The organism is Streptomyces albus subsp. chlorinus (assembly GCF_013302895.1).
Classification (GTDB): Bacteria; Actinomycetota; Actinomycetes; order Streptomycetales; family Streptomycetaceae; genus Streptomyces; species Streptomyces chlorinus.
This window is the reverse complement of the sequence record NZ_VJOK01000001.1, coordinates 3,133,593-3,156,439: the sequence shown is the minus strand read 5'-3', so window position 1 is coordinate 3,156,439 and position 22,847 is coordinate 3,133,593. Positions and strand designations below refer to the sequence as shown.

The 22,847-nt window shown below is 73.3% G+C and carries 12 protein-coding genes and 1 pseudogene; 8 read left to right on the top strand and 5 right to left on the bottom strand.

Going from position 1 to position 22,847, the window contains the following annotated elements; genetic code table 11:
• Positions 1-16 precede the first annotated feature (16 nt).
• Positions 17-1,556 (bottom strand): annotated as a pseudogene (locus FM076_RS14030) (CehA/McbA family metallohydrolase).
• Positions 1,557-1,800: 244 nt separating this feature from the next.
• Between FM076_RS14030 and FM076_RS14025 the strand changes: the two are divergent.
• The 5 genes from FM076_RS14025 (at position 1,801) to FM076_RS14005 (ending at position 11,783) form a co-directional block, all read left to right on the top strand.
• Complete coding sequence (locus FM076_RS14025; RefSeq protein ID WP_173870794.1) at positions 1,801-2,637, top strand: TIGR03619 family F420-dependent LLM class oxidoreductase; 837 nt, start codon at positions 1,801-1,803, stop codon at positions 2,635-2,637.
• 152 nt (positions 2,638-2,789) lie between these two features.
• Positions 2,790-3,233 carry a hypothetical protein gene (locus tag FM076_RS14020; protein ID WP_173870792.1) on the top strand — a complete coding sequence of 148 codons (444 nt, stop codon included), beginning with the start codon at positions 2,790-2,792 and terminating at the stop codon, positions 3,231-3,233.
• A gap of 351 nt (positions 3,234-3,584) precedes the next feature.
• On the top strand, positions 3,585-6,176 hold the full coding sequence (locus tag FM076_RS14015) for a bifunctional FO biosynthesis protein CofGH (protein WP_173870790.1): 2,592 nt from the start codon (positions 3,585-3,587) through the stop codon (positions 6,174-6,176).
• A gap of 81 nt (positions 6,177-6,257) precedes the next feature.
• Positions 6,258-7,388, top strand: a complete 1,131-nt coding sequence (locus FM076_RS14010) for an ADP-ribosylglycohydrolase family protein (RefSeq protein ID WP_173870789.1) — start codon at positions 6,258-6,260, stop codon at positions 7,386-7,388.
• Positions 7,389-7,637: 249 nt separating this feature from the next.
• The gene (locus FM076_RS14005; protein WP_173870787.1) at positions 7,638-11,783 is read left to right on the top strand and encodes a hypothetical protein; all 4,146 of its coding nucleotides are present in this window, start codon (positions 7,638-7,640) and stop codon (positions 11,781-11,783) included.
• 280 nt (positions 11,784-12,063) lie between these two features.
• On the opposite strand, the gene FM076_RS14000 is transcribed toward FM076_RS14005, so the two are convergent.
• Positions 12,064-12,858, bottom strand: a complete 795-nt coding sequence (locus FM076_RS14000; protein ID WP_173874733.1) for an SDR family oxidoreductase — start codon at positions 12,856-12,858, stop codon at positions 12,064-12,066.
• 383 nt (positions 12,859-13,241) lie between these two features.
• Between FM076_RS14000 and FM076_RS13995 the strand changes: the two genes are divergently transcribed.
• On the top strand, positions 13,242-14,045 hold the full coding sequence (locus tag FM076_RS13995; RefSeq protein WP_173874732.1) for a hypothetical protein: 804 nt from the start codon (positions 13,242-13,244) through the stop codon (positions 14,043-14,045).
• A 316-nt stretch (positions 14,046-14,361) separates the two neighbouring features.
• On the opposite strand, the gene FM076_RS13990 is transcribed toward FM076_RS13995, so the two are convergent.
• From FM076_RS13990 to FM076_RS13980, 3 genes are all read right to left on the bottom strand, one after another.
• On the bottom strand, positions 14,362-14,565 hold the full coding sequence (locus tag FM076_RS13990) for a DUF397 domain-containing protein (protein WP_173870785.1): 204 nt from the start codon (positions 14,563-14,565) through the stop codon (positions 14,362-14,364).
• Positions 14,566-14,716: 151 nt separating this feature from the next.
• A complete protein-coding gene (locus tag FM076_RS13985; RefSeq protein WP_173870783.1) occupies positions 14,717-15,577 on the bottom strand; it encodes a Scr1 family TA system antitoxin-like transcriptional regulator in 861 nt (286 codons plus the stop codon).
• Between the two features lie 564 nt (positions 15,578-16,141).
• The gene (locus tag FM076_RS13980; RefSeq protein ID WP_173870781.1) at positions 16,142-16,918 is read right to left on the bottom strand and encodes a GOLPH3/VPS74 family protein; all 777 of its coding nucleotides are present in this window, start codon (positions 16,916-16,918) and stop codon (positions 16,142-16,144) included.
• 335 nt (positions 16,919-17,253) lie between these two features.
• Here FM076_RS13980 and FM076_RS13975 point away from each other — a divergent pair, with 335 nt between their 5' ends.
• Together FM076_RS13975 and FM076_RS13970 are read left to right on the top strand one after the other, a co-directional pair.
• The gene (locus FM076_RS13975; protein ID WP_243274492.1) at positions 17,254-20,163 is read left to right on the top strand and encodes a D-alanyl-D-alanine carboxypeptidase family protein; all 2,910 of its coding nucleotides are present in this window, start codon (positions 17,254-17,256) and stop codon (positions 20,161-20,163) included.
• An 842-nt stretch (positions 20,164-21,005) separates the two neighbouring features.
• Positions 21,006-22,760, top strand: coding sequence for an MFS transporter (locus FM076_RS13970; RefSeq protein WP_345945001.1), 1,755 nt, complete (start codon positions 21,006-21,008; stop codon positions 22,758-22,760).
• Positions 22,761-22,847: the final 87 nt, after the last annotated feature.

Here is a 22,847-nt window from a genome sequence, read left to right as displayed (position 1 = left end):
CGCCGCGCGTGGCGGCTCATGGCCGTACGCCGCCGAGCCAGACCGGGTTCGTCAGGGCCGCCATCGCGCCGGGCAGACCCGAACCCTGCCGTGCGGGATGCCGCACCTCGGCCCGTACGTAGGTGGCCAGGGAGGGGGTGGTGCGCCAGCTCAGGGCGGGGCCGGGGCCGGTGCACAGGGTGCCCTCGTCCGTGACCAGGTGCAGTGTGGCGCCCTTGGGCGCGCCGCGCACCGACAGGGTGACGGTCACCTCGGTGTCGTCGTCGGCCCGCAGGGTGCCGCCGAGCGTGGCGTACGCACCGCCCGCGGTCGTCGCCTTCAATTCCACCGACAGCTTCGACGACTCGGCCAGATACGACCGTCCGGCGCGCAGGCCCTCCAGCAGGGGGCGGCGGGCCAGACCGTCCGCGTACACGACTGTCTGGGGCAGGCCGACGTCCTGGCCCTCCCTGTGCGCGTCACTGCTGCCCATGGCGGGCAGCCGGCTGTCGCGGCTGACGAGCATGTTGTCCCAGGCCGCCAGCGCCGTCTCGTCGTCGGCCGTCCAGGGGCCGTTCCACACCTCCACCGCGTCCGCGTGCCCGTAGCCGAACTTCCACTGGCAGCCGACGTACGGGCAGTGGGGGTGCGCCGGCACCACCAGGCCGCCCGCACGCCGGACGGCGCGCGCGAAGCGCGGGAAGGCGTCGTCGCGCGCCCGGTAACGCCAGTCGAAGAACGTGCCCCGGATCGGTGCCCACCGCCAGCCAGTGGCCGTTGCGGGTGGTGATCTCCTCCCCGCACAGCACGAGCAGATCCTCCCCCCACAGCCCTTCCCACGCCGCGTGCCCGGAGGTGGTGTTGTGCTCGGTGGTGGTGAGGAAGTCCAGCCCGGCGGCGCGCGCCGTGGCCGCCACCTGCGCGGGCGTACGGGCGCCGTCGGAGTGCACGGTGTGCAGATGGCAGTCCCCGCGGTACCAGGCCCTGCCCCGCCCCCTGGCGCGCTCCGGCGGATGGACGGGCCGAGGGGTGCGGCCCCGCTCCCCGTACCGCACGGTGACCGTCACCTCGTAGTCCATGCCCTGCGGCGCCACGGTGTAGGGCCCGAGCACCACATGCCAGGTGCCCGCCCGCACGGGACCCGCAAGATAGCCGGGGGTGGCCGCCTGTGCGCTGATCGTGAAGGAGTCGCGGAAACCGCCGGACCAGCCGCGGAAGCCCCGCCCGCCCAGTCCGGTCCCCCGCTCGTCGAAGACCCCGATGTCCAGCGCGTTGCCGGGCGTGCCGGCCGGGACCGCGGGCTTGTCGTAACGGTAGGAGACGGCGATCTCCCGCACCCCCTCCGGGACCTCCACCGGCAGGTACACGAAATCGGGCGCCCCGGTGGGCAGATGGCCGCGCAGCGTCCGGCGCGCCGTCCGGCCGCCCTCCGTACCGCCGCCGTCCGCGCCGTTCCCGTCCCCGTCCCCGCCGCCGTCCGGCCCGTCGGCGGCACGGGCGAAGCTCACACCGCAGAGCGTCACCGCCGTCGCGACGCCCGCCGCGGCCGACAGCCGCAGCGCGTCGCGTCTGTCCACGCGCGTGCTCCCGAAGCGGCGCGTGCCCGCGGGGGAGTCCTCCGCGTCCACAGGAGCGCCGGTGCCGCGCGGGGCCGGGGAGGAGCCGTTCGCTTCCGTGGGGGAGCTGTACGCGTCCATGGAGGAGTTGTACGCGCACTGGGTGAGGCCGAGAAGACCCCCGGGTGACACGGACGCGACCGGATCCGGCCGGGCGGCCGACGGCGCCATGGAGTTACCCGCCCATGGCGGGCACAGTGACGGAATGCGGATCTCGACGACCGTCCTCCTGACCGACGAGACCATCCGGCCCGACGTGCTCGCCCGCGCACTCGAACAGCGCGGCTTCGCCGGTCTCTACCTCCCCGAGCACACCCACATACCCGTCAGCAGGCGGACACCCGCCCCGATGGGCGATCCGCTGCCCCGCCCCTACGGGCGCACCCTCGACCCCTTCGTCGCCCTCTCCGCCGCCGCGACGGTCACCCAACGGATCACCCTGGGCACCAGCATCACCCTGGTCGCCCAGCACGACCCCATCGTGCTGGCCAAGCAGATCGCCACGCTCGACTGGATGTCCCGAGGACGCCTCACCCTGGGCGTCGGCTTCGGCTGGAACGTCGAGGAGGCCGCCGACCACGGCGTCACCGGCACCGCCTGGCACCGACGGCGCGACCTGGTGCGCGACCGCGTCGGACTCATGCGCGCCCTGTGGGCTCCGGAGCCGACCGCGTACGAGGGCGAGTTCGGCTCCGTCCGCGCCTCCCTGGCACACCCCAAGCCCGTCCGGCCCGGCGGTCCCCGCCTCCTTCTCGGCGGCGCCGCGGGACCCACCCTCTTCGCCCACATCGCCGAGTACGCGGACGGCTGGCTCCCTATCGGCGGCAGCGGGCTCAAGGACGCCGTCCCCGCCCTCCACGCGGCCTGGCGCTCCGCGGGCCGCACCGGAACCCCCGCCCTCGTCCCCGGCTTCGTCCTCCCCTCCGCGGGCAAACTCGCCCACTACCGCGACCTGGGCGCCGAGGAAGTCGTCCTCCAGCTCCCCTCTGCCTCAGGGAGCGAGATCCTGCACACCCTCGACGACTACGCCCGGTACCTGTGAGGACGGGCGTCCCCCCGGCTCGGTGAACGCGGGACGCAGCCATCAGTGGCCACGGGGGCGGGAGGTCCCCGCAGGACACCGGACACACCAGCCAGCGGCGAAGCCGGGGATCCCGGCCCCTCTACGCAGGTGCGGCGGCGAGGATGGGCCGCATGAGTGACTGGACGGTGTTCGGCCTCCTCGAGGAGGTCACCAGGACCCTGCTCGTGGCCGCGGTCGTCCCAGGCGACGCGACCCGCGGTGTGACAACCGTGCCAAGCGACGGCTTCGACCCCGTCGCCCGTGTCGTGGACGCCCCGACCAGTGCGGAGGCCGCCTCCCGGGCGCGGGACGAGATCGAGGGCGCCGAGCCGATGCCTGCTGGAGCAGGCTGCTACTCCTGCCGCGGCCTCCGAGGCGGAGACCTCCGCTTCCGTGACGCGTTCGGCCACGACAAGCACGGGCACCGCCTGTCGAACATGGTGATGCGGGCAGGCTACTGCGACGCCGAGTCACTCCTCGCCGCCGACCTCACGGCCCTGGACGTGCTGCCGGGTATGGGCGCCGTGTCCCGGGCCCGGGTACGGCGGGCCCGGAGATGTCTCCGCAGTGCCTGACCGAACCCTTGGGTGCTGCGGCGTCGTCCCAGGGGTGGGAACGGCCAACGCGGCGATACCCCACGTCTGGTAGGTGCCTTGCACGCCTGGTATGCGGCTCGGGCCGGTGCGGCTTCCGGCTCGGGCCGGTCGGTGAGCGTCACCAGCTTCGGCCCGTATGCCGGACCCGCCTCCCGGCGGCCATCCCCGTACTGACGCGCCGGAAGGACTGCCCCAGGGCGGCCGGCCGGGCCCCGGCCGGGCGGTGCGGCGGAGGGGCGTGTGAGGGCGCGAAGGGAGCGGCACCCGCCACCACGGGCCACCCTCCTTGCCCCCTGAAGCGCTGTCGGCGTCCCGGGCTACGCTCGGAGGATGACCTCACACGGACAGGCGCCGACGGCCAACGCGATGCGCCGGGCGCTCAAGCGAGCGCGCGACGGCGTGGCGCTCGACCGCACGGAAGCCGCTGTCCTCCTCCAGGCGCGGGGTGAGGACCTGGCGGACCTCACCGCGTCGGCGGCCCGCGTCAGGGACGCGGGCCTGGAAGCGGCCGGACGCCCGGGCGTCATCACCTATTCCAAGAGCGTGTTCATCCCCCTGACCCGCCTCTGCCGCGACAAGTGCCACTACTGCACGTTCGTGACAGTGCCCGGAAAGCTGCGCCGCGCGGGGCACGGGATGTACATGTCGATGGACGAGGTCCTCGACATCGCCCGCCAGGGCGCGGCCCTCGGCTGCAAAGAGGCGCTCATCACCCTGGGCGACAAGCCGGAGGACCGCTGGCCGGAGGCACGGGAGTGGCTGGAGGCCGAGGGGTACGACGACACCCTCGCCTACGTCCGTGCCGTCTCCATCCGCATCCTGGAGGAGACCGGCCTGCTGCCCCACCTCAACCCCGGGGTGATGTCCTGGACGGACTTCCAGCGGCTCAAGCCCGTCGCGCCGTCCATGGGCATGATGCTGGAGACCACGGCGGAGCGGCTGTGGAGCGAACCGGGCGGCCCGCACCACGGCTCGCCGGACAAGGAGCCGGCCGTGCGGCTGCGGGCACTGGAGGACGCCGGGCGCTCGAACGTCCCGTTCACCAGCGGTCTGCTCATCGGCATCGGGGAGAGCTACGAGGAGCGCGCCGACTCGCTGTTCGCACTCCGCCGTGTGCAGCGCGCCTACCACGGCATCCAGGAGCTGATCATCCAGAACTTCCGCGCCAAGCCGGACACGGCGATGCGCGGCATGCCGGACGCGGAGCTGGACGACCTGGTCGCCACGGTCGCCGTCGCCCGGCACATCATGGGCCCCTCCGGCTGCCTCCAGGCGCCGCCGAACCTGGTGGACGCCGAGTACGAGCGGCTGATCGGCGCGGGCATCGACGACTGGGGCGGCGTCTCCCCGCTCACCCCGGACCACGTCAACCCCGAGCAGCCCTGGCCGCAGCTGGACGAGCTGAAGGCCAGGACGGCGGGGGCCGGTTTCCAGCTGCGGGAACGGCTGGCGGTCTACCCGGAGTTCGTGCGGCGCGGCGAACCGTGGCTGGACCCGCGCGTGCTGCCGCACGTGAGGGCGCTCGCCGATCCGGAGACGGGGCTGGCGCGTGAGGACGTACGCCCCGAGGGCCTGCCCTGGCAGGAGCCGGACGAGGCGTTCGTCCCCTCCGGCCGCACCGATCTGCACCGCACCATCGACACCGAGGGCCGCACCGGCGACCGCCGGGACGACTTCGACGAGATCTACGGCGACTGGGCGGAGCTGCGCGAGCGGGCCGCGCCCGGAATGGCGCCCGAGCGGGTGGACGCCGACATCCGCGAGGCGCTGACGCAGGCCGCCGCCGATCCCACGAAGCTCACCGACGAACAGGCCCTCGCCCTGCTGCACGCGGACGGCACGGCACTGGACGCGCTGTGCCGCATCGCGGACGACGTACGGCGCGACGCGGTCGGCGACGAGGTGACCTACATCGTCACCCGCAACATCAACTTCACCAACGTCTGCTACACCGGCTGCCGGTTCTGCGCGTTCGCGCAGCGCCGCACCGACGCGGACGCCTACACGCTCTCCCTCGAACAGGTCGCGGACCGCGCACAGCAGGCGTGGGACGTGGGCGCGGTCGAGGTGTGCATGCAGGGAGGCATCCACCCGGACCTGCCGGGCAGCGCCTACTTCGACATCGCGCGTGCGGTCAAGGAGCGCGTTCCGGGCATCCATGTGCACGCCTTCTCGCCCATGGAGGTCGTCAACGGCGCCACCCGCACCGGCATGTCCGTCCGCGAGTGGCTGACCGCCGCCAAGGAGGCCGGGCTGGACTCCATCCCGGGCACGGCGGCGGAGATCCTGGACGACGAGGTCCGCTGGATCCTCACCAAGGGCAAGCTGCCGACCGCCACCTGGGTCGAGGTCGTCCAGACGGCACACGAGGTGGGCCTGGGCACTACGTCCACGATGATGTACGGCCACGTCGACCAGCCGCGCCACTGGCTGGGGCACCTGCGGCTGCTGGCCCGCATCCAGCGGGAGGCGCTCGCCAAGGGCCTGGCCGGCTTCACCGAGTTCGTCACCCTGCCGTTCATCCACACCAACGCGCCCGTCTACCTGGCCGGTATCGCCCGGCCCGGCCCCACCACACGCGACAACCGCGCGGTGACGGCCATGGCCCGTCTGCTGCTCCACCCCTGGATCCCCAACATCCAGACGAGCTGGGTCAAACTGGGCACCGAGGGTGCGGCGGAGATGCTCCGCTCCGGCGCCAACGACCTGGGCGGCACCCTCATGGAGGAGACGATCTCCCGCATGGCGGGCTCCTCCTACGGCTCGTACCGCTCCATCAAGGACCTGGTCGCCATCGCGGAGGCGGCAGGCCGCCCGGCCCGCGCCCGCACCACAAGTTACGGCGAGGTCCCCGAGGAGCGCCTGCGCGCGGCCCGCGCCTCCGACGGCCACCTGCCGGAGCTGCTGCCGGTGCTGGACTGAGGGGCGGACCGCCTCGCCGTACGTCCACTAGAGTGCGGGAGCCACAGCCGGAGGAGGGGCAGCGAGGAGGGGCGGGACGTCGTGACGAGCGCGAGCGGGACGGACAGCGGCGCGGCCATATGGGGCCGCGCCGAACAGCAGGACTACCGCAGCAGGGTGCGCGGATGCCTGCTGGGCGGCGCGATCGGTGACGCGCTGGGCGCGGCCGTCGAGTTCGACTCCCTCGACGGCATCCGGGAGAAGTGCGGTCCTCCGGGCGTGACCGACTACCTGCCCGCCTACGGCCGCCGCGGGGCGATCACCGACGACACGCAGATGACGCTGTTCACGGTGGACGGTCTCATCCGCGCGCACGTCCGCCGCGACACCGGCGCCTGGCACCCGCCCACCGACCTGCACGCCGCCTACCTCCGCTGGGCGGCGACCCAGCGCGACTGGGGCCCCGACGAGCGCCGCGAGGACGACGGCTGGCTCGCACGCGAGGAGTGGCTCTATGCGCGCCGGGCACCCGGCAACGCCTGTCTGAGCGGGCTGGCCGACCCCCGGATGGGGACGCTGGAGCACCCGAAGAACCCCGGCTCCAAGGGCTGCGGCACGGTCATGCGGTCCGCGCCGTTCGGGCTGCTGGTCGGCTGGGAGCCCGCGCTGGTCTTCCAGCTGGCCGTCGAGTGCGCGGCCCAGACGCACGGCCACCCCACCGGCTACCTGGCGGCGGGGGCGTTCGCCGCGATCATCCACACCCTGGCACGCGGCGACGACCTGGACACCGCCGTGCAGCGCGCCCTCGTCCACCTCGCGGCCCGCCCCGGGCACCAGGAGACGACCGACGCCCTCAAGCGGGCGCTGGGGGCCGTCCGCCAGGGCATGCCCTCTCCGGAGCGGGTGGCGGCGCTGGGCGAGGGCTGGACGGCGGAGGAGTCGCTGTCCATCGGCGTCTACTGCGCGCTGGTCGCCGAGGACGTGCGGCACGGACTGCTGCTGGCCGTCAACCACGGTGGCGACAGCGATTCGACGGGTTCCATCTGCGGCAACCTGCTGGGCACCATGCACGGCGAAACCTCCCTGCCGCCCGGCTGGGTCGCCGAGCTGGAGGGCCGGGCCACCATCCTCCAGCTTGCCGACGACTTCGCCATGGAGATGACCCAGGGACCCGCCCTGCACGGTCCGGGCACCGCCTCCCCGGCCTGGCTCTCCCGCTACCCGCGGGCGTAGAGGACCTGCCGCTTCCGGCCCCGGCCCGGCCACCCGGCCGCCTCCCCGGCCATCCCGGCCGGGCGCCGCCGTCCCGAGTTATCCACAGGCCGCGGCGCCTGTCGGTGGCGGTGCGTAGGGTGTTCCCAAGATCCCGACGCGGCATCCGGCACGGGGACGAGTGCGCCCGCGAGCAGGACGAACGGGCGGAACGGGGCACGGGACCCGCTGATTCCAAGGGATCACGGGGAGAACGGGGAGGAACGGGGAATGGCGGCGAGCGTCGAGAAGGACGGGTACACGGCCGAACTGGTGGCGGACGACCTTGAGATCGTCTACCGCAATCCGAGGGGCCGGCAGCTCAAGAAGGTGCCCGCGCAGCTCGCGGGCGCCCCGGACCTGACGTCCCTGATCGCGGTGCGGAACACGCTCCTCGCACACCGCACGGCGTGCGAGGAACGCGCCCGCGCCTGGGCGGCGGCGGGGACGTGCGGCCCGCTCGCCCTGGCCGAGGCCGATCCGGAGTGGCGCCGCGCCCTGGAGACGGCGGGCGTGCCCCTGACCGCATCCCGCGGTGAGGAGGGGCTGTTCGCCCGCACCTACGCGGGCCCGCACGGCTGCACCCTCACCCAGCTGCTCGCTGAGGACGTGATCCCCTACCGCGACCTCCTGATGCGCGAGGACGGATGGGAACCGGCAGACCTGTTCGCCACCGGCCTCGCCGACGAGGAACAGGACGCGGACGGCCGGCTCCCCTTCCCCGAGCGCGTCCTGGCCGCCCACCCGCACCAGCATGGCCTCGCCCTGGAGAAGATCCGCGCCCTGCGGCGCGAGACCCTGGAGTGGAAGTACGTTTTCAAGAAGGACATGGACGGCGTCTTGGCCGGCCTGGAGGAGACCGCTCCCGCGCTGGCCGTCACACTGCTGGACGAGATGGCCGACTTCGCGCTGGAGGCGGGCACCGAGCAGGAGGCGGCGGCCTGGTTCGGCCGCGCCCGCAGGACCGAGCGCAACCTCGGCCGCGCCCCCGACCACGCCTGGCTGCACGCACGGTACCTGCGCTACGCCCGGGCCGGCGCGCTCTCCGCCTCCGTGCTGCGCGCCTGGGTGGCCGAACTCGCCGCGGGGGACGGCGTGGGCGCGGACACCCTCGCCCGGTTCCGCGAGGTGGTGCGCGCCCGCAACAGCGAGCAGGGCGAGATGCACCCCCAGCTCGCCACGGACATCCGCAAGCTCGCCAAAGCGGCCCGGCTCGACCCGGACGAGGAGCTGGCCTCCATGATGGAGGACCTCCTCGCGGACGGCGGTCTCTCGCTGAGCGACACCGAGTTCTGGACGGCCTGCTGCAAGGGACGCGCCCTCGACGCGCTGGTCGAGCGCCGCCCCGAGGCGGTCCGCGACGCCGTGTTGGCCCTGCGGCCGGGAGGCTACGGCTCCGGCAGCGAGTCACAGCTGTGGCGGACGCTGCTGGAGCGCACCGGAGTACTCGCCCAGCTCGCCGGCGAACGCCCCGGACTGCCGCACGGAACGACGGCGGCCTGGCTGACCCGCTGCGTCAACGTCCGGATCCCCACCCACAGGGCCCCCGGGCCGGTGCTGTACGAACTGGCGGAAAAAGTCGCATCCAAGGCCGCCGCCGACGGCGTCCCGGTCGAGTTCCGGCAGTGGGAGCACCGGGACTGGAAGAACAAGCAACGCGTCCCCCTCGACCTCATCGACGTACTTCTCGGACACGGGGTCCCGGTCAACGACCCGCCGGAACGCCTCGCCGACACCAAGCCGTACGACCTGCTGCTCACGCACCGTCCCCAACTGCGCCACCTGCTGGCCGACGAGCGCTTCCAGCGCGAGGTCCGCGCGTGGATGCGCGCGGATCTGGACATGACGGTGGGCCACGGCACGGCGGCCGACGGGATGTCCTCCAACAGGTGGTACAACCCGCATGAGACCAAGGGCTGGCCGGGCGCCACCCATCTGTACGCCACCTGGGTCGGTCACGAGGAACTGCGCGCCTGGTGCGAACGCGAGCGGGCACGGCTGCGCGCGGGAGTGGACTTCGACGGCTTCGTCACGCTCCTCGGCCGGTTCGTGCACGTCGGGGGAGCGGTCGACGAGCTGCTCAAGGACGCCGAGGCGGCTCGCGAGGTCCAGGCTGTCGACGTCATCGGCCTGCTGATGCCGGAACTGCCCGTGCGCCTGGAGCGCGCGCGGGTGGAGAAGCTCGTCGCCAGGGTGGAGCCCGCCTACCTCAGCCAGGACAGCGGTGCCACGGGTGACAACTACGTGCTCCTCCGTGAGGAACTGCCCGAACTCGCCCCCGGCACCGCCTGGCAGGAAGCGAGCGCGAGCTTCCACCGGGTGACCCATCTGCTCGTGATGGCGGCCAACTGCCTCGTCGGCCAGGCCCGCCTGGTGCGCCGCCTCGCCCCGCCCGGCTCCGAGCCGGCGCAGCCGCCCGCCCCGGAGCAGGACACCTCCGGGCCGGCCCTCGCCCGCCGCCTGATGGAGCTGGCGGTCTCCGACACCCCGCCCTGGGACGGCGACATCGACCAAGGCAGCGGAGCCGCGGAGGCCGGCTGGCAGCGGCTGAGGCCCGCGCACTACCACGGGCACGCCGTGGTCGAGGCGCTGCGCGCCGGCCTAAGCAGCGGGCCGAGGACGGTGGAGGAACTGGCGGAGTACGCGGAGTGCCCGTTCGCCACCGACCCGGCGGGCGAGTGGCGGATCGTCGAATACGCGACGCCCCCCACCGCGCTGAACCGGTGGAGGACGCTGTACGCCCGGCCCATCCGCACGGCGACGTCCGCCGCGGTGGCTGTGCCGCAGCGCGGGACGGCCGCAGGACGCAAGCGGGACCCTGTGCTGCGCGTGCTGGAGTACGCCCCGGACGGCGACTTCCCGGCAGCGGGACCGCTCGCGGCCGCGGGCCTCGAACCCCTCCGGACCCAGGTGCTGGAACCGGCGCGTCCCGGCGGGTGGTTCACGCGCTTCGCCGAGCTGTACCGGGAGCGCGGCCCGGCCCCGGCCCGCCCCGCACTGGCCGCGGACCTCGCGGCGCGGATCGGCCTGTCCATCCCGGAGGCGACGATCCTGCTGCGCGGCGGCCTGCCGTCCGCGGCCCACCAGGACGTCGCCCAGGAGGTGCCCCTGAGCACGGGCTACTACGGCAGTGAGAAGTGGAAGGTACGCGACAAGGAACTCGACCAGGCCTGTGACGCGCTCGGCTTCCTGACCCCCGCCCAGTTGCGGAGGCTGTACGACAGGCTCCTGCCCGAGGACCCCGAGCGGCTGTGGACCGAGGGGCCGGACCTCGATCGCGCCGTGGAGTGGTGGCTGGCCGAGTTCGGGGAACCGCTGCCCGTGCCGCACGAGCTGATGCCGCAGGCCACCAAGGAGATCGCCGCCCCGAAGGGCGAGCACGCCATGAGCAGGGAAGGAGGCGGTGGTTCGGCCCCGCAGTGGTGGCCGGCCCTGCGCCGCTCCGTCCTCCTGGGCCGCCTCGCCATGGGCGACGGCTGCCTGACCCCCGACCCCCGGCAGGCGTCCGACGCCGGGCTGCTCGACCTGCCCCGGATAGCCGCCTGGGCGGCCTACCGCACCCCGGCGGGCTCCCCGCCGCGCACGGCTGCCGGTGCCGCGGCAGCCCGCATGCGCGCGGAACTGGCCGCCGGACCGGGACCGTTGCGCGTCTTCTCTCTCCAGCGCAACTACCTGATGGGTGCCCCGCCCTCCATCGAGCCGCTCACGGCCCACCCGGCGGTCACGGTCGCCGACGACGAGACGTACGAGATACGGCACGTCCTCGTGGACCCCGCGCACCTGACAGGCGCCGACGACCCGGTCCTCCAGAAACTGGACACCTACCTGGAGGGCCTCTACCCCTCCCAGTGGCTGCCCACCCCCTCCGGCCTCCCCGCCCTCGCGGACCTGCGGCTGCTGCTGAGCGAGGACTTCGCGGCCCTGGGCGCCCATCTGGAAGCCGACCGGACGCTGCCCCCGGGATGGGAACAGCACCCGGCCCGCTCGGTCCCCCACCTGGTGACCCGGTGCGCGGAGCGCCACGGCCTCGGTGAGGACGCCGCCGCGCTCTATCTGATGCTGCTGGCCCTGCCGGACCCGACCGACCGCAATGTGAAGACGTGGACGGGCTGGAGGCCGGCCCGCTTCAAGGAGGCGGCGGCACAGCTGGCGGCCACCCCGCTGGTCGTGCGGGCCGCCCGCTCCCGGGCGGGCCGCGCCCTGTTCGTCCCCGGCGCCTGGCACGAGCGCGCGGCACCACGCCTCCCGCTGGAGGCCGGCAAGCTCCCGCTGCTCCCCCAGGCGGAGAACCGCCGCTCGGCCACGCACATGGCGGTGGTGCCGTCGATGCCGATACCGAGGCTGTTCGAGCGGGCGTGGGAGCGGACGGGGGCGTAGCGCCCTGGTGTGTGGGTCCCCGACGTGCGAGCCCGTGTGCAGGTGCCGGCTCGATGCGGCCTCGGCCCGGGGCGGCCTCTGGCATGACGCGGCCCCGGCCCGAGGCGCTCCCGGACCGAGGCGCTCCCGGACCGGGGCAGCCACGGTTCCCCGACAGCAGCCGGAAGCGCGCCGGCTCCTCCACGGCCTGCGGCGGGCTCTTCAACGGGCTGCGGCCGGCTCCTCCACGCCCTGCGGTTCCGAGGGCGCGCTCGGAACGAGGGCGCGGGTGGGCGGGTGGTCAGCGCATGTGCTCGCCCGCGTTGACCAGCAGGCACTGCCCCGTGATCCCGCGGGCCCGCGCGGAGGCGAAGAACGCGACGGCCTCGGCCACGTCGCCGTCCTCCGCCATCCGCGGCAGCGCCATGCGCGCATCCAGCCGGGCGCGCACCTGCTCGGGTGCCGTGCCCTCCGACTCGGCCGCCCACGCCACGTAACCCTCGACCATCGGCCCCCACATCCAGCCGGGCTGCACGGTGTTGACCCGTACGCCGTGGGGTCCCAGTTCCCGGGCGAGGGAGTACATGGCGGAGACGAGGGCGCCCTTGGAAGCGGCGTAGGCGGCCTGTCGCACCTGGGTCGGGGCCGCGACGGAGGACTGGGTGCCGATCATCACCACGGAGCCGTCCCCACGGGCCCCGGCCTCCTTGAGGGCGGGCAGGCAGGCCCGTGTCATGCGCAGGGTCCCCAGCAGGTTGACGTCCAGGACGCGCTGCCATTCGGTGAGGTCGGCATCCTGGAGCCCGCCCATGACGGTGTCGAGGGCGGCGACGTGCACGACGGCGTCGATGCCGCCGAACCGTTCCACGGCCAGCGCGGCGAGCTGCTCGCACTGCGCCTCGTCGCGGATGTCGGCGGTCCGGTGGGCGCTGCGGGTGCCGTCCGGGTCGACGGCCTCGGCACACGCGCTGAGCCTGGCCTCCGTGCGGGCGCCGAGGACGACGCGGGCGCCTTCCCGTACGCAGGCGGCGGCCACCTCGTGTCCGAGTCCGGCACCGACACCTGAGACCACCACGGTCCTGTCCGCGAGCAGCACGCCGGATCCCTCCCGCACGGGTAACGAATTCTGACGCCTCGTCAGTTACACAGCTGGGTACACCGTACGGGAGGAACCGAGGGGGAGGAAGAGCCACGATGGAGCCATCGGCCGACCGGCCCGCACCCGGCACCGCACCACCACCCACCGCCGCGACCGGCGGCACACCCGCCACCGCACCGGACACCCCGTCCCCCTCGGGCCCGGACGTCCCGGGTTCCCCGGGTTCCCCTGCCGTCTCGGGTTCCCCGGCCTCCCCGCATTCCGCGGCCTCCTCGGGATCCGCGGCCTCCTCGGGCTCCCCGGACGTCACGGGGGCTGCCGACGGGCGGGGTGCCGGGGCAGGGCGAAGCGCCGGTACGGACAGCGAGGACTACGCGCGGCTGGCCGCTGTCGGATCGTACGGCGTGCGGCCCGGCCACGCGCTGATCACCATGGTCGAACCGCACCCGGGCCATGAGTACGCCTACAACCGCTGGTACGAGGACGACCACTACATCGCCGGCGCCATGGCCATGCCCTGGATCTACGCGGGGCGCCGCTGGGTGGCGACCCGTGAGCTGCGGAGTCTGCGCTCTCCGGCGGATTCGGCGGTGGCCCGGCCGGTGACGGCGGGCTGCTACCTGTCGACGTACTGGATCACCGAGGGCCGCTACGCCGAGCACATGAAGTGGACCGTGGCGATCAACAAGCGCCTCAACCGCGACGGGCGCGTCTACCGCGACCGCACCCACGTCTTCACCAGCTTCCAGGACCACGAGGCCACCGTCTACCGCGACGGCGCGGCCGGACCGCGCGACCACCACGCGCTCGACCACCCCTACCGCGGGCTGATCCTGCAGGTCGTCGAGGCCGCGGGCCCGCGCGAGCGGGCCGCCCTGCTGGAGTGGCTGCGCGCCCGGCACCTCCCGGCGCGGCTGGCGGGCTCACCGGCCGCCATGGTCACCGTCTTCCGGCCCACCCCGCTGCCGGTGGACAGGATGTCGTACGTCAAGCAGGTGGAGGGCGTGGACACCCGGCTGACGCTGCTGTGGTTCCTCCAGGAGGATCCGCGCGCCTGCTGGGAGCCATGGTTCGCGGACCTGGGGGAGGCGCTCGCGGAGGGTGGGGCGGGGCGGACGGAGTTGGTGGCACCGTTCATCCCGACGATCCCGGGCACCGACACCTACGTGGACCAGCTCCGCTGAGCCACGGGGCACTCCGCTGAGCCACGAGGCACGGTTCCGGGCCGGGCTCCGGGTTCCGTATCGGGTTCCGGTTCCGGTTCCGGGCCCCCGACGTCGGACCTCCTGCCGCAGACCCCCGACATCGGGCCCCGCTTCGGGCCCCCGTCTTCGGGACCCGGTTTCCGGGGCCGCGTCGCCGGCCCGGACGCGTGGAGCGGTTCAGCGAACTCATGGCTGCTCCAGGGGGAACAACTCACGGCTGTTCCCAGGGAAGTGAAAAGCCCTCTCGGCGGGGACGGCGAGTCTGTCGAGAGGGCCGGATCGGTGGCGGGGTCGCTCAGAGGTCGAGGGACCCGGTGCTCACCGCCTGGACGAAGAGGTTCCAGGACGCCTGGTCGAACCCGAGGTGGGGTCCGTCGGACGCCTTCGAGTCACGCACCGCGATCGTGCGCACGGTCGTGGGCCTTACTTCGACGCATGCGCCATTTGCCGAGTACGACGACTTGATCCACGTCTGACCTGGTCCCTGCGGGATTGTCATCTCAACTCCGGTTCTGAGTCCGTTTGCGGGTGGTGTGGCGGTGACGCTACCGCCCTGCTGTCGGACTCCGGAGCAGCCGTTCACTCGACCGGATGGCATATACCAAGAGACTCTTCCCAGCGTCTCTCAGGCAGGTGTACAGTCCCCGGACTCAGCCGCGGGCAAAGTCTTTTGCCACGTTTCCGATGAACTCCCGTGTCTGTTCGGGGTTGAGAGCCCCCGCCCTCAGGTGCTCGTACATCATGCTGTAGCGCTGGACGTCCTGGGTCTTCTCCAGGTACAGGTCGCTGGTCACGCCCTCCAGGTACACCACGGAGGAGTCCGTGGCCTCGGGGAACTCCAAGATGGCGTACTGGCCGTTGACGCCCGGGTGGGCACCCATCGAGAACGGCATGGCCTGGATCGTCAGGTGCGGCACATGGGACAGCTCGATCAGGTACTCCAGTTGCTCCACCATGATCTGCGGCCCGCCGACGGCCCTCCGCAGCGCCGCTTCGTCCAGGACCGCCCAGACGCGCAACGGGTTCTTGGGGTCCTTGATGCGCTCCTGCCTGCGCATGCGCACCTGGACCCGCTTCTCGACCTCGGTGGTCGACGCCTCGGGCAGAGCGCCCTCGCACACCGCCTCCGCGTACTGCCGGGTCTGCAGCAGGCCCGGGACGACCTGGGGTTCGTAGACGCGCAGCGAGGCGGCGTCGGTCTCCAGGCCGATGTAGACGCTGTAGGGGATGTCGCCGAAGGCGTGCCACCAGCCCTGCTGGCGGGACTCCTTGGCCATCTGCATCAGCGAATCGACTATGCGGTGGTCCTCGACCTCGTAGACGCCGCACAGGTCGCGCACGTCCCGCTGGCTGATGCTGCGCCTGCCGTTCTCCAGACGGCTGATCTTCGACTGGGACACCAGCAGCCGGTCCGCGACCTCCTCGGCCGTCATACCGCTCTGCTCGCGCAGGCGACGCAACTCCTGGCCCAGTCGGCGACGCCGGACTGTGGGGTTGACGTTCGACGCCACGGGACCGCACCTCCGTGTAAGTACGACTACTCCCAGCAGGTTGCCATCAACATGTGCGCCCGCGCTGGGAAATGACAACAGAGAGTGCGGGATCGAGTACGGAATCGGGCGGACGGCACCCGCGCGGGGGTCACGCGCGGGTGGGGTTGCCGGCCCTCGTCCTCGGGGCCGGACCGCCCTCCCGCGCGTGCGCCCGGGTTCCTCGTGCGCGCCACTCCGTCGTACGGCACCTTCGCGCAGCACCTCCATCGGGCACATGCCGACGGCAGGCTCCACCGGAGCCCGTCGGCCCCCGTCAGACGCCCTTTCCCCTGCCTTGCGGGTGCCTCCGTGCGGGGCCCTCGGACCACGCGCCACGCCCGCCGTCCTCGCGGACGAGGCGGAGCGCGGTGCCCGTGGACGCGGTGCCCCGGTGGCCCGTGGCGCGGTCCGCGGACTGCCCGGAGCACGGGCCACCGGGGCCTGTTCATGTGCCTTCTCGGATGCCGCCGACGGAGGCGACTTACGGAAGCGAGACGCTCGGTCGGCGCGCCGCGCGGCTTCGCGTGCGCCGGAGCGAACCGCTCAGCGTGCGCCCGCGCGGACCATGCCGCCCGCCAGGTGCCGTGCCTGTTCCGGAACGCGCCGTCCCGTGGTGGTCGCGGACGCGGAGACCGACGCCCGGGCCGGGGAGCGGCCGGCCGTGGAGCCGCCCGCCTGGGCCCTGCGCGGCTGCGCCGCGGCGCCGTTCTGGACGTCCATCACCGCGTGCGCGACGAGTCCGCCCATCGGGTCGTGCCTGATCAGGTCCCGTAGCCGGGAGCGGCAGGACCGCCCCTCGTTGCCGGGATAGAGGTGCTTGCCGAGGCCGACCGCGTGGGCCAGCGCGGCCAGCGCCGCCGTCCGCGGGTCCGGCGGGACCCCGGTGCGGATCGCGGCGTCGAGCCGGGCCCTGATCTCCCGGCTGATGGCCGTGTCCGTCGCCTGGTAGCGCGTCGTCGGCAGCACCCCGCACATGTGGCCGGAAACGGCATGCACCATGCCGCACCGCTCCAGATGTGTGAGATAGGTTTGGCGCAGCCCCAGCCGGGGCCCGCCGATCCAGTGGACCGCGCGCACGGGGCTGCCGCGCCTGCGCAGCAGTTCCAGCGCGGAGTCCAGTGTCGGATCTCCGGTCGGCCGTGGCAGTACCACGGCGATACGATCCCCATCCGGGGCTATCCGTCCCGCCAGGGCCAGCTCCACTAGCTGTGCCCCGGCCAGACCGAGGTCAAGCGACTGCGGCTGCGCCGTGGTACCCGTGGCCGGGTCCAGGGCGAGCAGCAGAAGCTCCTCAGGAATTGTTCTGCGGCTCCTGCCCATCCATGCCTCCCCGCGTGGATGAATGACAGGGTGACCCCTCTCACAATGGTCTGTCGAGAGTGCCTGGATGTTATGGGCGGGAACCAGTAGGTATGTCGTTCTCGTCTGCCGTCAGGGGAGGCTGTTGGAGCCGCCCCGAGAGGAGCGCCGCCACGCCGGTGGCGGCTTCTGTGCACGGGACACTGTTAACTGGTATGGCGAGCGGCGAGCAGCTTCAGGAGGCATTGGTGGCGGGCGAATCCCCCGACAGGTCGGATCGGGAGAGGTCGTCGGGGGAGACGACGGGGAGTGGCGGCACGGTTGCGCGCCCGGGTGAGACGGCCGAAAACGAACGGTTGAGCGGCGCCGAATCGGAGAAGAGCGCCGGCTCGGGCTCCGAGGGCACCTCTTCTTCCCCGACTTCTTCCTCCTCGGCGTCCTCTTCCTCGACGTCGTCCTCTTCCTCGACGTCTTCCCCGGCGCCGTCCTCGGGTGCGTCGGGCTCCTCGGCGTCCTCGCGGATCCCCGCCCCGGCGTCCCCCGCCGGAGAAGAGGGCGAGGCGCCGGCGGCCGGCGAGGCCGGGCGTTCCGGCGCCGACGGTGGCCGGGACGGCGACGGAGGCGGCAGCGGCGGTGGACGTGCGGGCGACGAGGGTGACGAGGGTGACGAGCGGCTGAAGTCGGCCGTGGCCGCCTGGGTCGCCGGCGACGACAGCCACCCGGAGGAAACCGGGGACTCCCCCGACGACGGGGACGGCAAGGGTGCGATGAGCGCGAAGGGTGCGAAGGGCTCCGGGAGCGGTGCGGGTTCCGACCGCTCCGGTGGCGCCGCGACCGCCTCGGACCTCCCGGTCCGGCCGAAGTCACCGGACGCCGGGCAGGGCGGGGGCCAGGGTCCGTCCGAGCGAAACGGGAAGGCCGGGAAGGCCGGAAAAGCCGCGCAGGCCGCGCGCGCGGCGGACAACGGCGCCCAGGCGGACCCGCCGACCGCGATGTTCGGGATCATCCGCCGCGGGGAGGAGAAGCCCGGCACGGAGGACGAGGCGGCGGCCGACCGCGCCGAACGGCTGACGTCGGCCTTCTTCGGCGCGCCCAAGAGCACCAAGGACGACGGCGCCGGGACGCGGACCGGCAGCCGCGACGGCGGAAGCGGTACCGGGAACGGCAGCGGCGGCAGCGGTGACGGCGGCAGGAGCGCCGGCAGCGGGAAAGCCGACGGCAAGGGGTCCGGCGCCAAGGGTTCCGCGACCGCCGGGCAGTCCGCGGGCGCGCGGGAGAAGCCCGCCGTCGACCAGCCCACCGCGGTCTTCCGTACGTCCGACGTCGAGTCCCGGGTGGCGCAGCAGTCCGAAAAGGGCGGTAAGTCGGAAAGCTCCAAGAGAAAGGGTTCAGCCACCCCCGATCCCCGTACCGCCGCCGCACAGGGCACCGGCACCGCGGCGGACAGTGCGGGCAAGGGCGCGGTGGCCGACCCCCGCAAGCCGGAGCAGTACCGCTCCGACCAGGGCAAGCCCGTGCCGGACAAGCCCGTCCAGGACAAGCCAGCCCAGGACAAGCCCGTCCAAGACAAGCCGGGTCAGGACAAGACCGGCGGGAGCCGGTCCGGCCAGGACAAATCCGGCGGGAACGAGCCCGGCCCGAAGGCGGGCGCAGGCGCGGGACGGGCGGACGAGCGGGGCAGTGACGAGTCGGACGCGGAGCGGACCAGTCAGTTCGTCCCGCTGAGGTCCGCCGACGAGCCGCGGCGGCCCGTGAACCCGCTGCCTCCCACCGCGTCGGCGGCCCCCACGGCGCCGGCCAAGCCCGCGACGCCTCCGGCGGGCGGCACCACGAACCCGTGGGCGACAGCTCCGTCGCGCCCCGCGGGCCCACCGCCGGCCCCCGGCGCCGCCGAGGCGCCGGCTGCCGCCGAGAGCGAGGTGGAGCGCACCCGGCAGCAGCCCATGCCGGGCACGCCGGAGGCCGAGGCGGCAGGCCGGGCCGGGCCGCAGCCGCAGCCGCTGGATCTCCTCGCGCAGCTCACCAACTCGCCGCCCCCGCCCGAGACGCCGCTGCGCACGGTCGCCCGCCGGGTGAAGATCTGGACGCCGCTGGTGCTGCTGCTCGCGGTGGTCTTCGTCGTCGTGCAGGCCGTGCGTCCGCTGCCGGACCCGAAGCTGTCGATGACGTCGTCGGGGACGTACACGTTCTCCGGCTCCAAGCCGTCCATGCCCTGGCCCTCCGAGGGGCAGGCCGTGATCGACGTGGACGGGCTGGGCTCGTTCGGCTCGTACGGCGAGCAGAAGCCGGTGCCGATCGCGAGTGTCGCGAAGGTGATGACGGCCTATGTGATGCTGCGCGACCACCCGGTCAAGAAGAGCGGCAAGGGGCAGCTGATCCCGGTCGACCAGAAGGCCGAGAAAGAGGCGGGGCTCAGCGCCCAGAACGAGTCGACGGTCGAGGTCGAGGCGGGGCAGAAGATCTCGCAGCGCGAGGCGCTCAACGCGATCATGATCGCGTCCGCGAACAACGTGGCGCGGCTGATCGCACGCTGGGACGCGGGTTCGGAAAAGGCGTTCGTGAAGAAGATGAACGCCGCCGCCAAGGACCTGGGCATGACGAACACCCACTACACCGACCCCTCCGGTCTGACGGCCTCGACGGTCAGCACGGCCGCCGACCAGGTGAAGCTGGGCAAGAAGGTCATGGAGTACCCGGTCTTCCGCGACGTCGTACGGCAGCCGCAGTACACCGACACCAACGGCAAGGCGCAGCCCAACTGGAACCGGCTCGTCCCGATGGACGGCGTCGTCGGCATCAAGACGGGTACGACCACCAAGGCGGGCGGCAACCTGCTGTTCGCGGCGGAGAAGGAGATCGGCGGCACGAAGCAGCTCATCATCGGTGCCGTGCTGGGGCAGTACAAGCCCTCGATCCTGGACAGCGTGCTGGCCGCCAGTAAGAAGCTGATCGACGCGGCACAGGACTCGCTCACCTCGCGGACGGTGGTCAAGAAGGGCGAGGTCGTCGGCTATGTGGACGACCAGCTCGGCGGCAAGACCCCGGTCGTGGCCACCAAGGACGTGACGGCGGTGGGCTGGCCCGGCCTCAAGGTGAAGCTCGGACTGACCGACAGCGGGAAGGGCGTTCCGCACACGGCGGAGCCCGGCACCAGGGTCGGTACCCTGACCGCGGGTGACGGCCCCGGCCAGGTGAAGGTCCCGGTGGCGGTCAAGGACGGCCTCAGCGAGCCCGGTTTCCCGGACAAGCTGACGCATCTCGGCTGAACCTTTCCGCGTGCTGCGGCGTCCCCCGTTCCAGTCGGCACGCCCGGTTCGTCCGCGCGTCCCGCGCGCCCCACACGCTCCCTGTGGTGAATCACGGGGAGCGTGTTGGGGCGTCGGGGGAGCGTCGCGGCGTGGTCCGGTAACGTCATGCGGATCTGAGCCGCACATCTGTACGGGGAGGACGGGGAGAGAGCGCAGTGGCCACCGTGCACCCACCTCCGACGCCGGAGTCGGGGCCTGACTCCGGCGCCGGCGCCGGTGAGATAGCCGGGAGTCCGGGCGTGGAGGACGCCTTGGATGCCGTTCGCGCACCCGTTCCCGGGCAGCGCCCGCAGGGGAACCGGCCGGAACCGGATCCCCTGCCCCCGCCCGCCCGCGAACGGACCGCGGCCCCGGCGACGTCCGGGCTCCCAGGGCGCTCCGGGTCCTCCGGGTCCCCTGGGCTCTCCGGGACTTCCGGGTCCGCCGGGATCTCCGAGTCCTCCGGGGCTTCCGGGCCGTTCGGGACTTCCGAGCTTTCCGGGGCGGCCGACCCGGCCGAGCCGGCGGGGGCCGCCGCATCCGTCGGGACCGAGGCACCTGTTGGGACCGGGGGGTCCATCGAGACCGAGGCGCCCGTCGGGCCCGGCGTACCCGTCGGGACCGAGACACCCGCCGAGGCTGGCGCGCCCGTCGGGACCGAGGCACCCATCGGGGGCGGCGCACCCGTCGGGACCGGGACACCCGCCGAGGCCGGCGTACCCGTCGGGACCGAGGGGTCCGTCAGGGCAGCGGCGTCCGCCGAGGGTGCTCCGGCAGTCGAGCGCGGCACCGAGCGGCGGCTGTCGCGCTGGTGGAGCGGCGTGCGCCATGTGCTGTCCCGGCCGTACGGCGTCGTCGGCGCCGCCCTGGCGGCAGGGGCCCTGCTCCATCTGCTCTGGCTCTGGTTCCTGGCCAGCGGCGGCGGCGACCTGGCCGCGCAGGACGCCTGGGCCGAGTTCGCGGGCGAACACCCGGGCTCCGCCTACAACCTCGCCTGGTACGGCGGGATGCACCCCGTCTCCTACAGCGTCATCTCGCCCTATTTGATGGCGGTGCTCGGCGTCCGCTCGACGCTGATACTGGCCGGTGTGCTCTCGGCCGGGCTGCTGGCCCTGCTGCTGGCCCGGACGGTGCCCGAACCGCTGGTGCCCTCGCTGTGGGGCGCGTTCGCGTTCGCGTGCAACGCGGCCTCGGGACGGGTGACCTTCGCGCTGGGCATGCTCTTCGGCCTCGGCGCGGTCGCGGTCGTGTGGACGTGGCCGGGGCGCTGGCGCGGGTCACGTGCCAGCCGCCCGGCGCGGTATGTGCGGGCGGCGCTCGCGATACTGCTGGCCGCGCTCGCCACCGCCGCCAGCCCCGTCGCCGGGCTCTTCCTGGAGGTCGTCGCCGCCTCGCTGCTGCTGGCCCGCAGGCCCGCGGCCATGTTCGCGGTGGCCGTGCCGCCGCCGGTGGTCGTCGCCGCTTCCACCCTCCTCTTCCCGTTCACGGGCGTGCAGCCGATGCCGTTCGTGTCGCTGATCTTCCCCGTCCTCGGTGCCGTCGCGGTGACGCTGATGGTGCCCAAGACCTGGATGGCCGTCCGCGTCGGCGGCGCCATCTACGCGCTGGGTATCGTGCTGACCTGGGCGATCCCCTCGCAGGTCGGCTCGAACGTCGAACGGCTCGGGCTGCTGTTCGGGGCGGTGGCGCTGCTGGCGGCGGTGCCGATCGTGGTGGGCCGCGGCTGGCGGCCGTGGAAGTCACGCCGGGGGCTCGCCATGGCCCTCGCGCTGCTGGTGACCATGGGCTGGCAGATCGCCAAGCCCACCTGGGACGTCCTGCACACCACCCCCGACACCGACTGGTCGGCGGAGCTGAAACCCCTGGTCGCCCAGTTGAAGAAGGCCGACGCGGACCGCGCCCGTGTGGAGGTCGTCCCCGTCAACAGCCACCGCGAGGCGTCGGCCCTGGCGCCGTACGTCAACCTCGCCCGCGGCTGGAACCGCCAGGCAGACCTGGAGCGCAACCCCCTCTTCTACGAGAAGGAACTCAGCCCCGACCGCTACTACGCGTGGCTGCGCCGCTGGGCCGTCCACTACGTCGTCCTGCCCGCCGACCCGCCTGACATCGCGGGTGGTGTCGCCGAGGCCAAGCTGGTGAGCGAGGGCCAGCCGTACCTGGAGGAGATCTGGTCCGACGACAGCTGGCGCCTCTTCCGCGTCAAGGGCGCCGTGCCCCTGGTGGATGCCTCGGCGTCGGTCGAGCGGGCCGACGCCGAGAGCGTCACCGTCCGGGTGCGGGAGAGCGGGCGTGTGCTGGTGCGGGTGCCGTACTCGCCGTGGCTGGGGCTGGTCGACGCGGACGGCGACCGCGTGGTGCCGCCCTCCCGGGAGGAGGACAACGTCAACGGATGCCTGCGCGAGGCCGAACCGACCTTCGGAGGCCCGCCGCCGCAGGGCAAGGACGAACCCGTACAGGACACCTGGACGGTGCTGGACGCGCCACGCCCCGGCGTCTACCGCATCGCAGCCCCCTACGAGCTGCCGCGCGGCACACCGTGCCCCGACCGGGAGGATGCCGGGGACTCGCGGGACTGACGCCTCATGGGCCCGCCCGGAGCCGCACGGGGCCGATGCCTCACGACCGGCATCTCACGGGACCGCTGCCTCACGGGACCGCTGCCT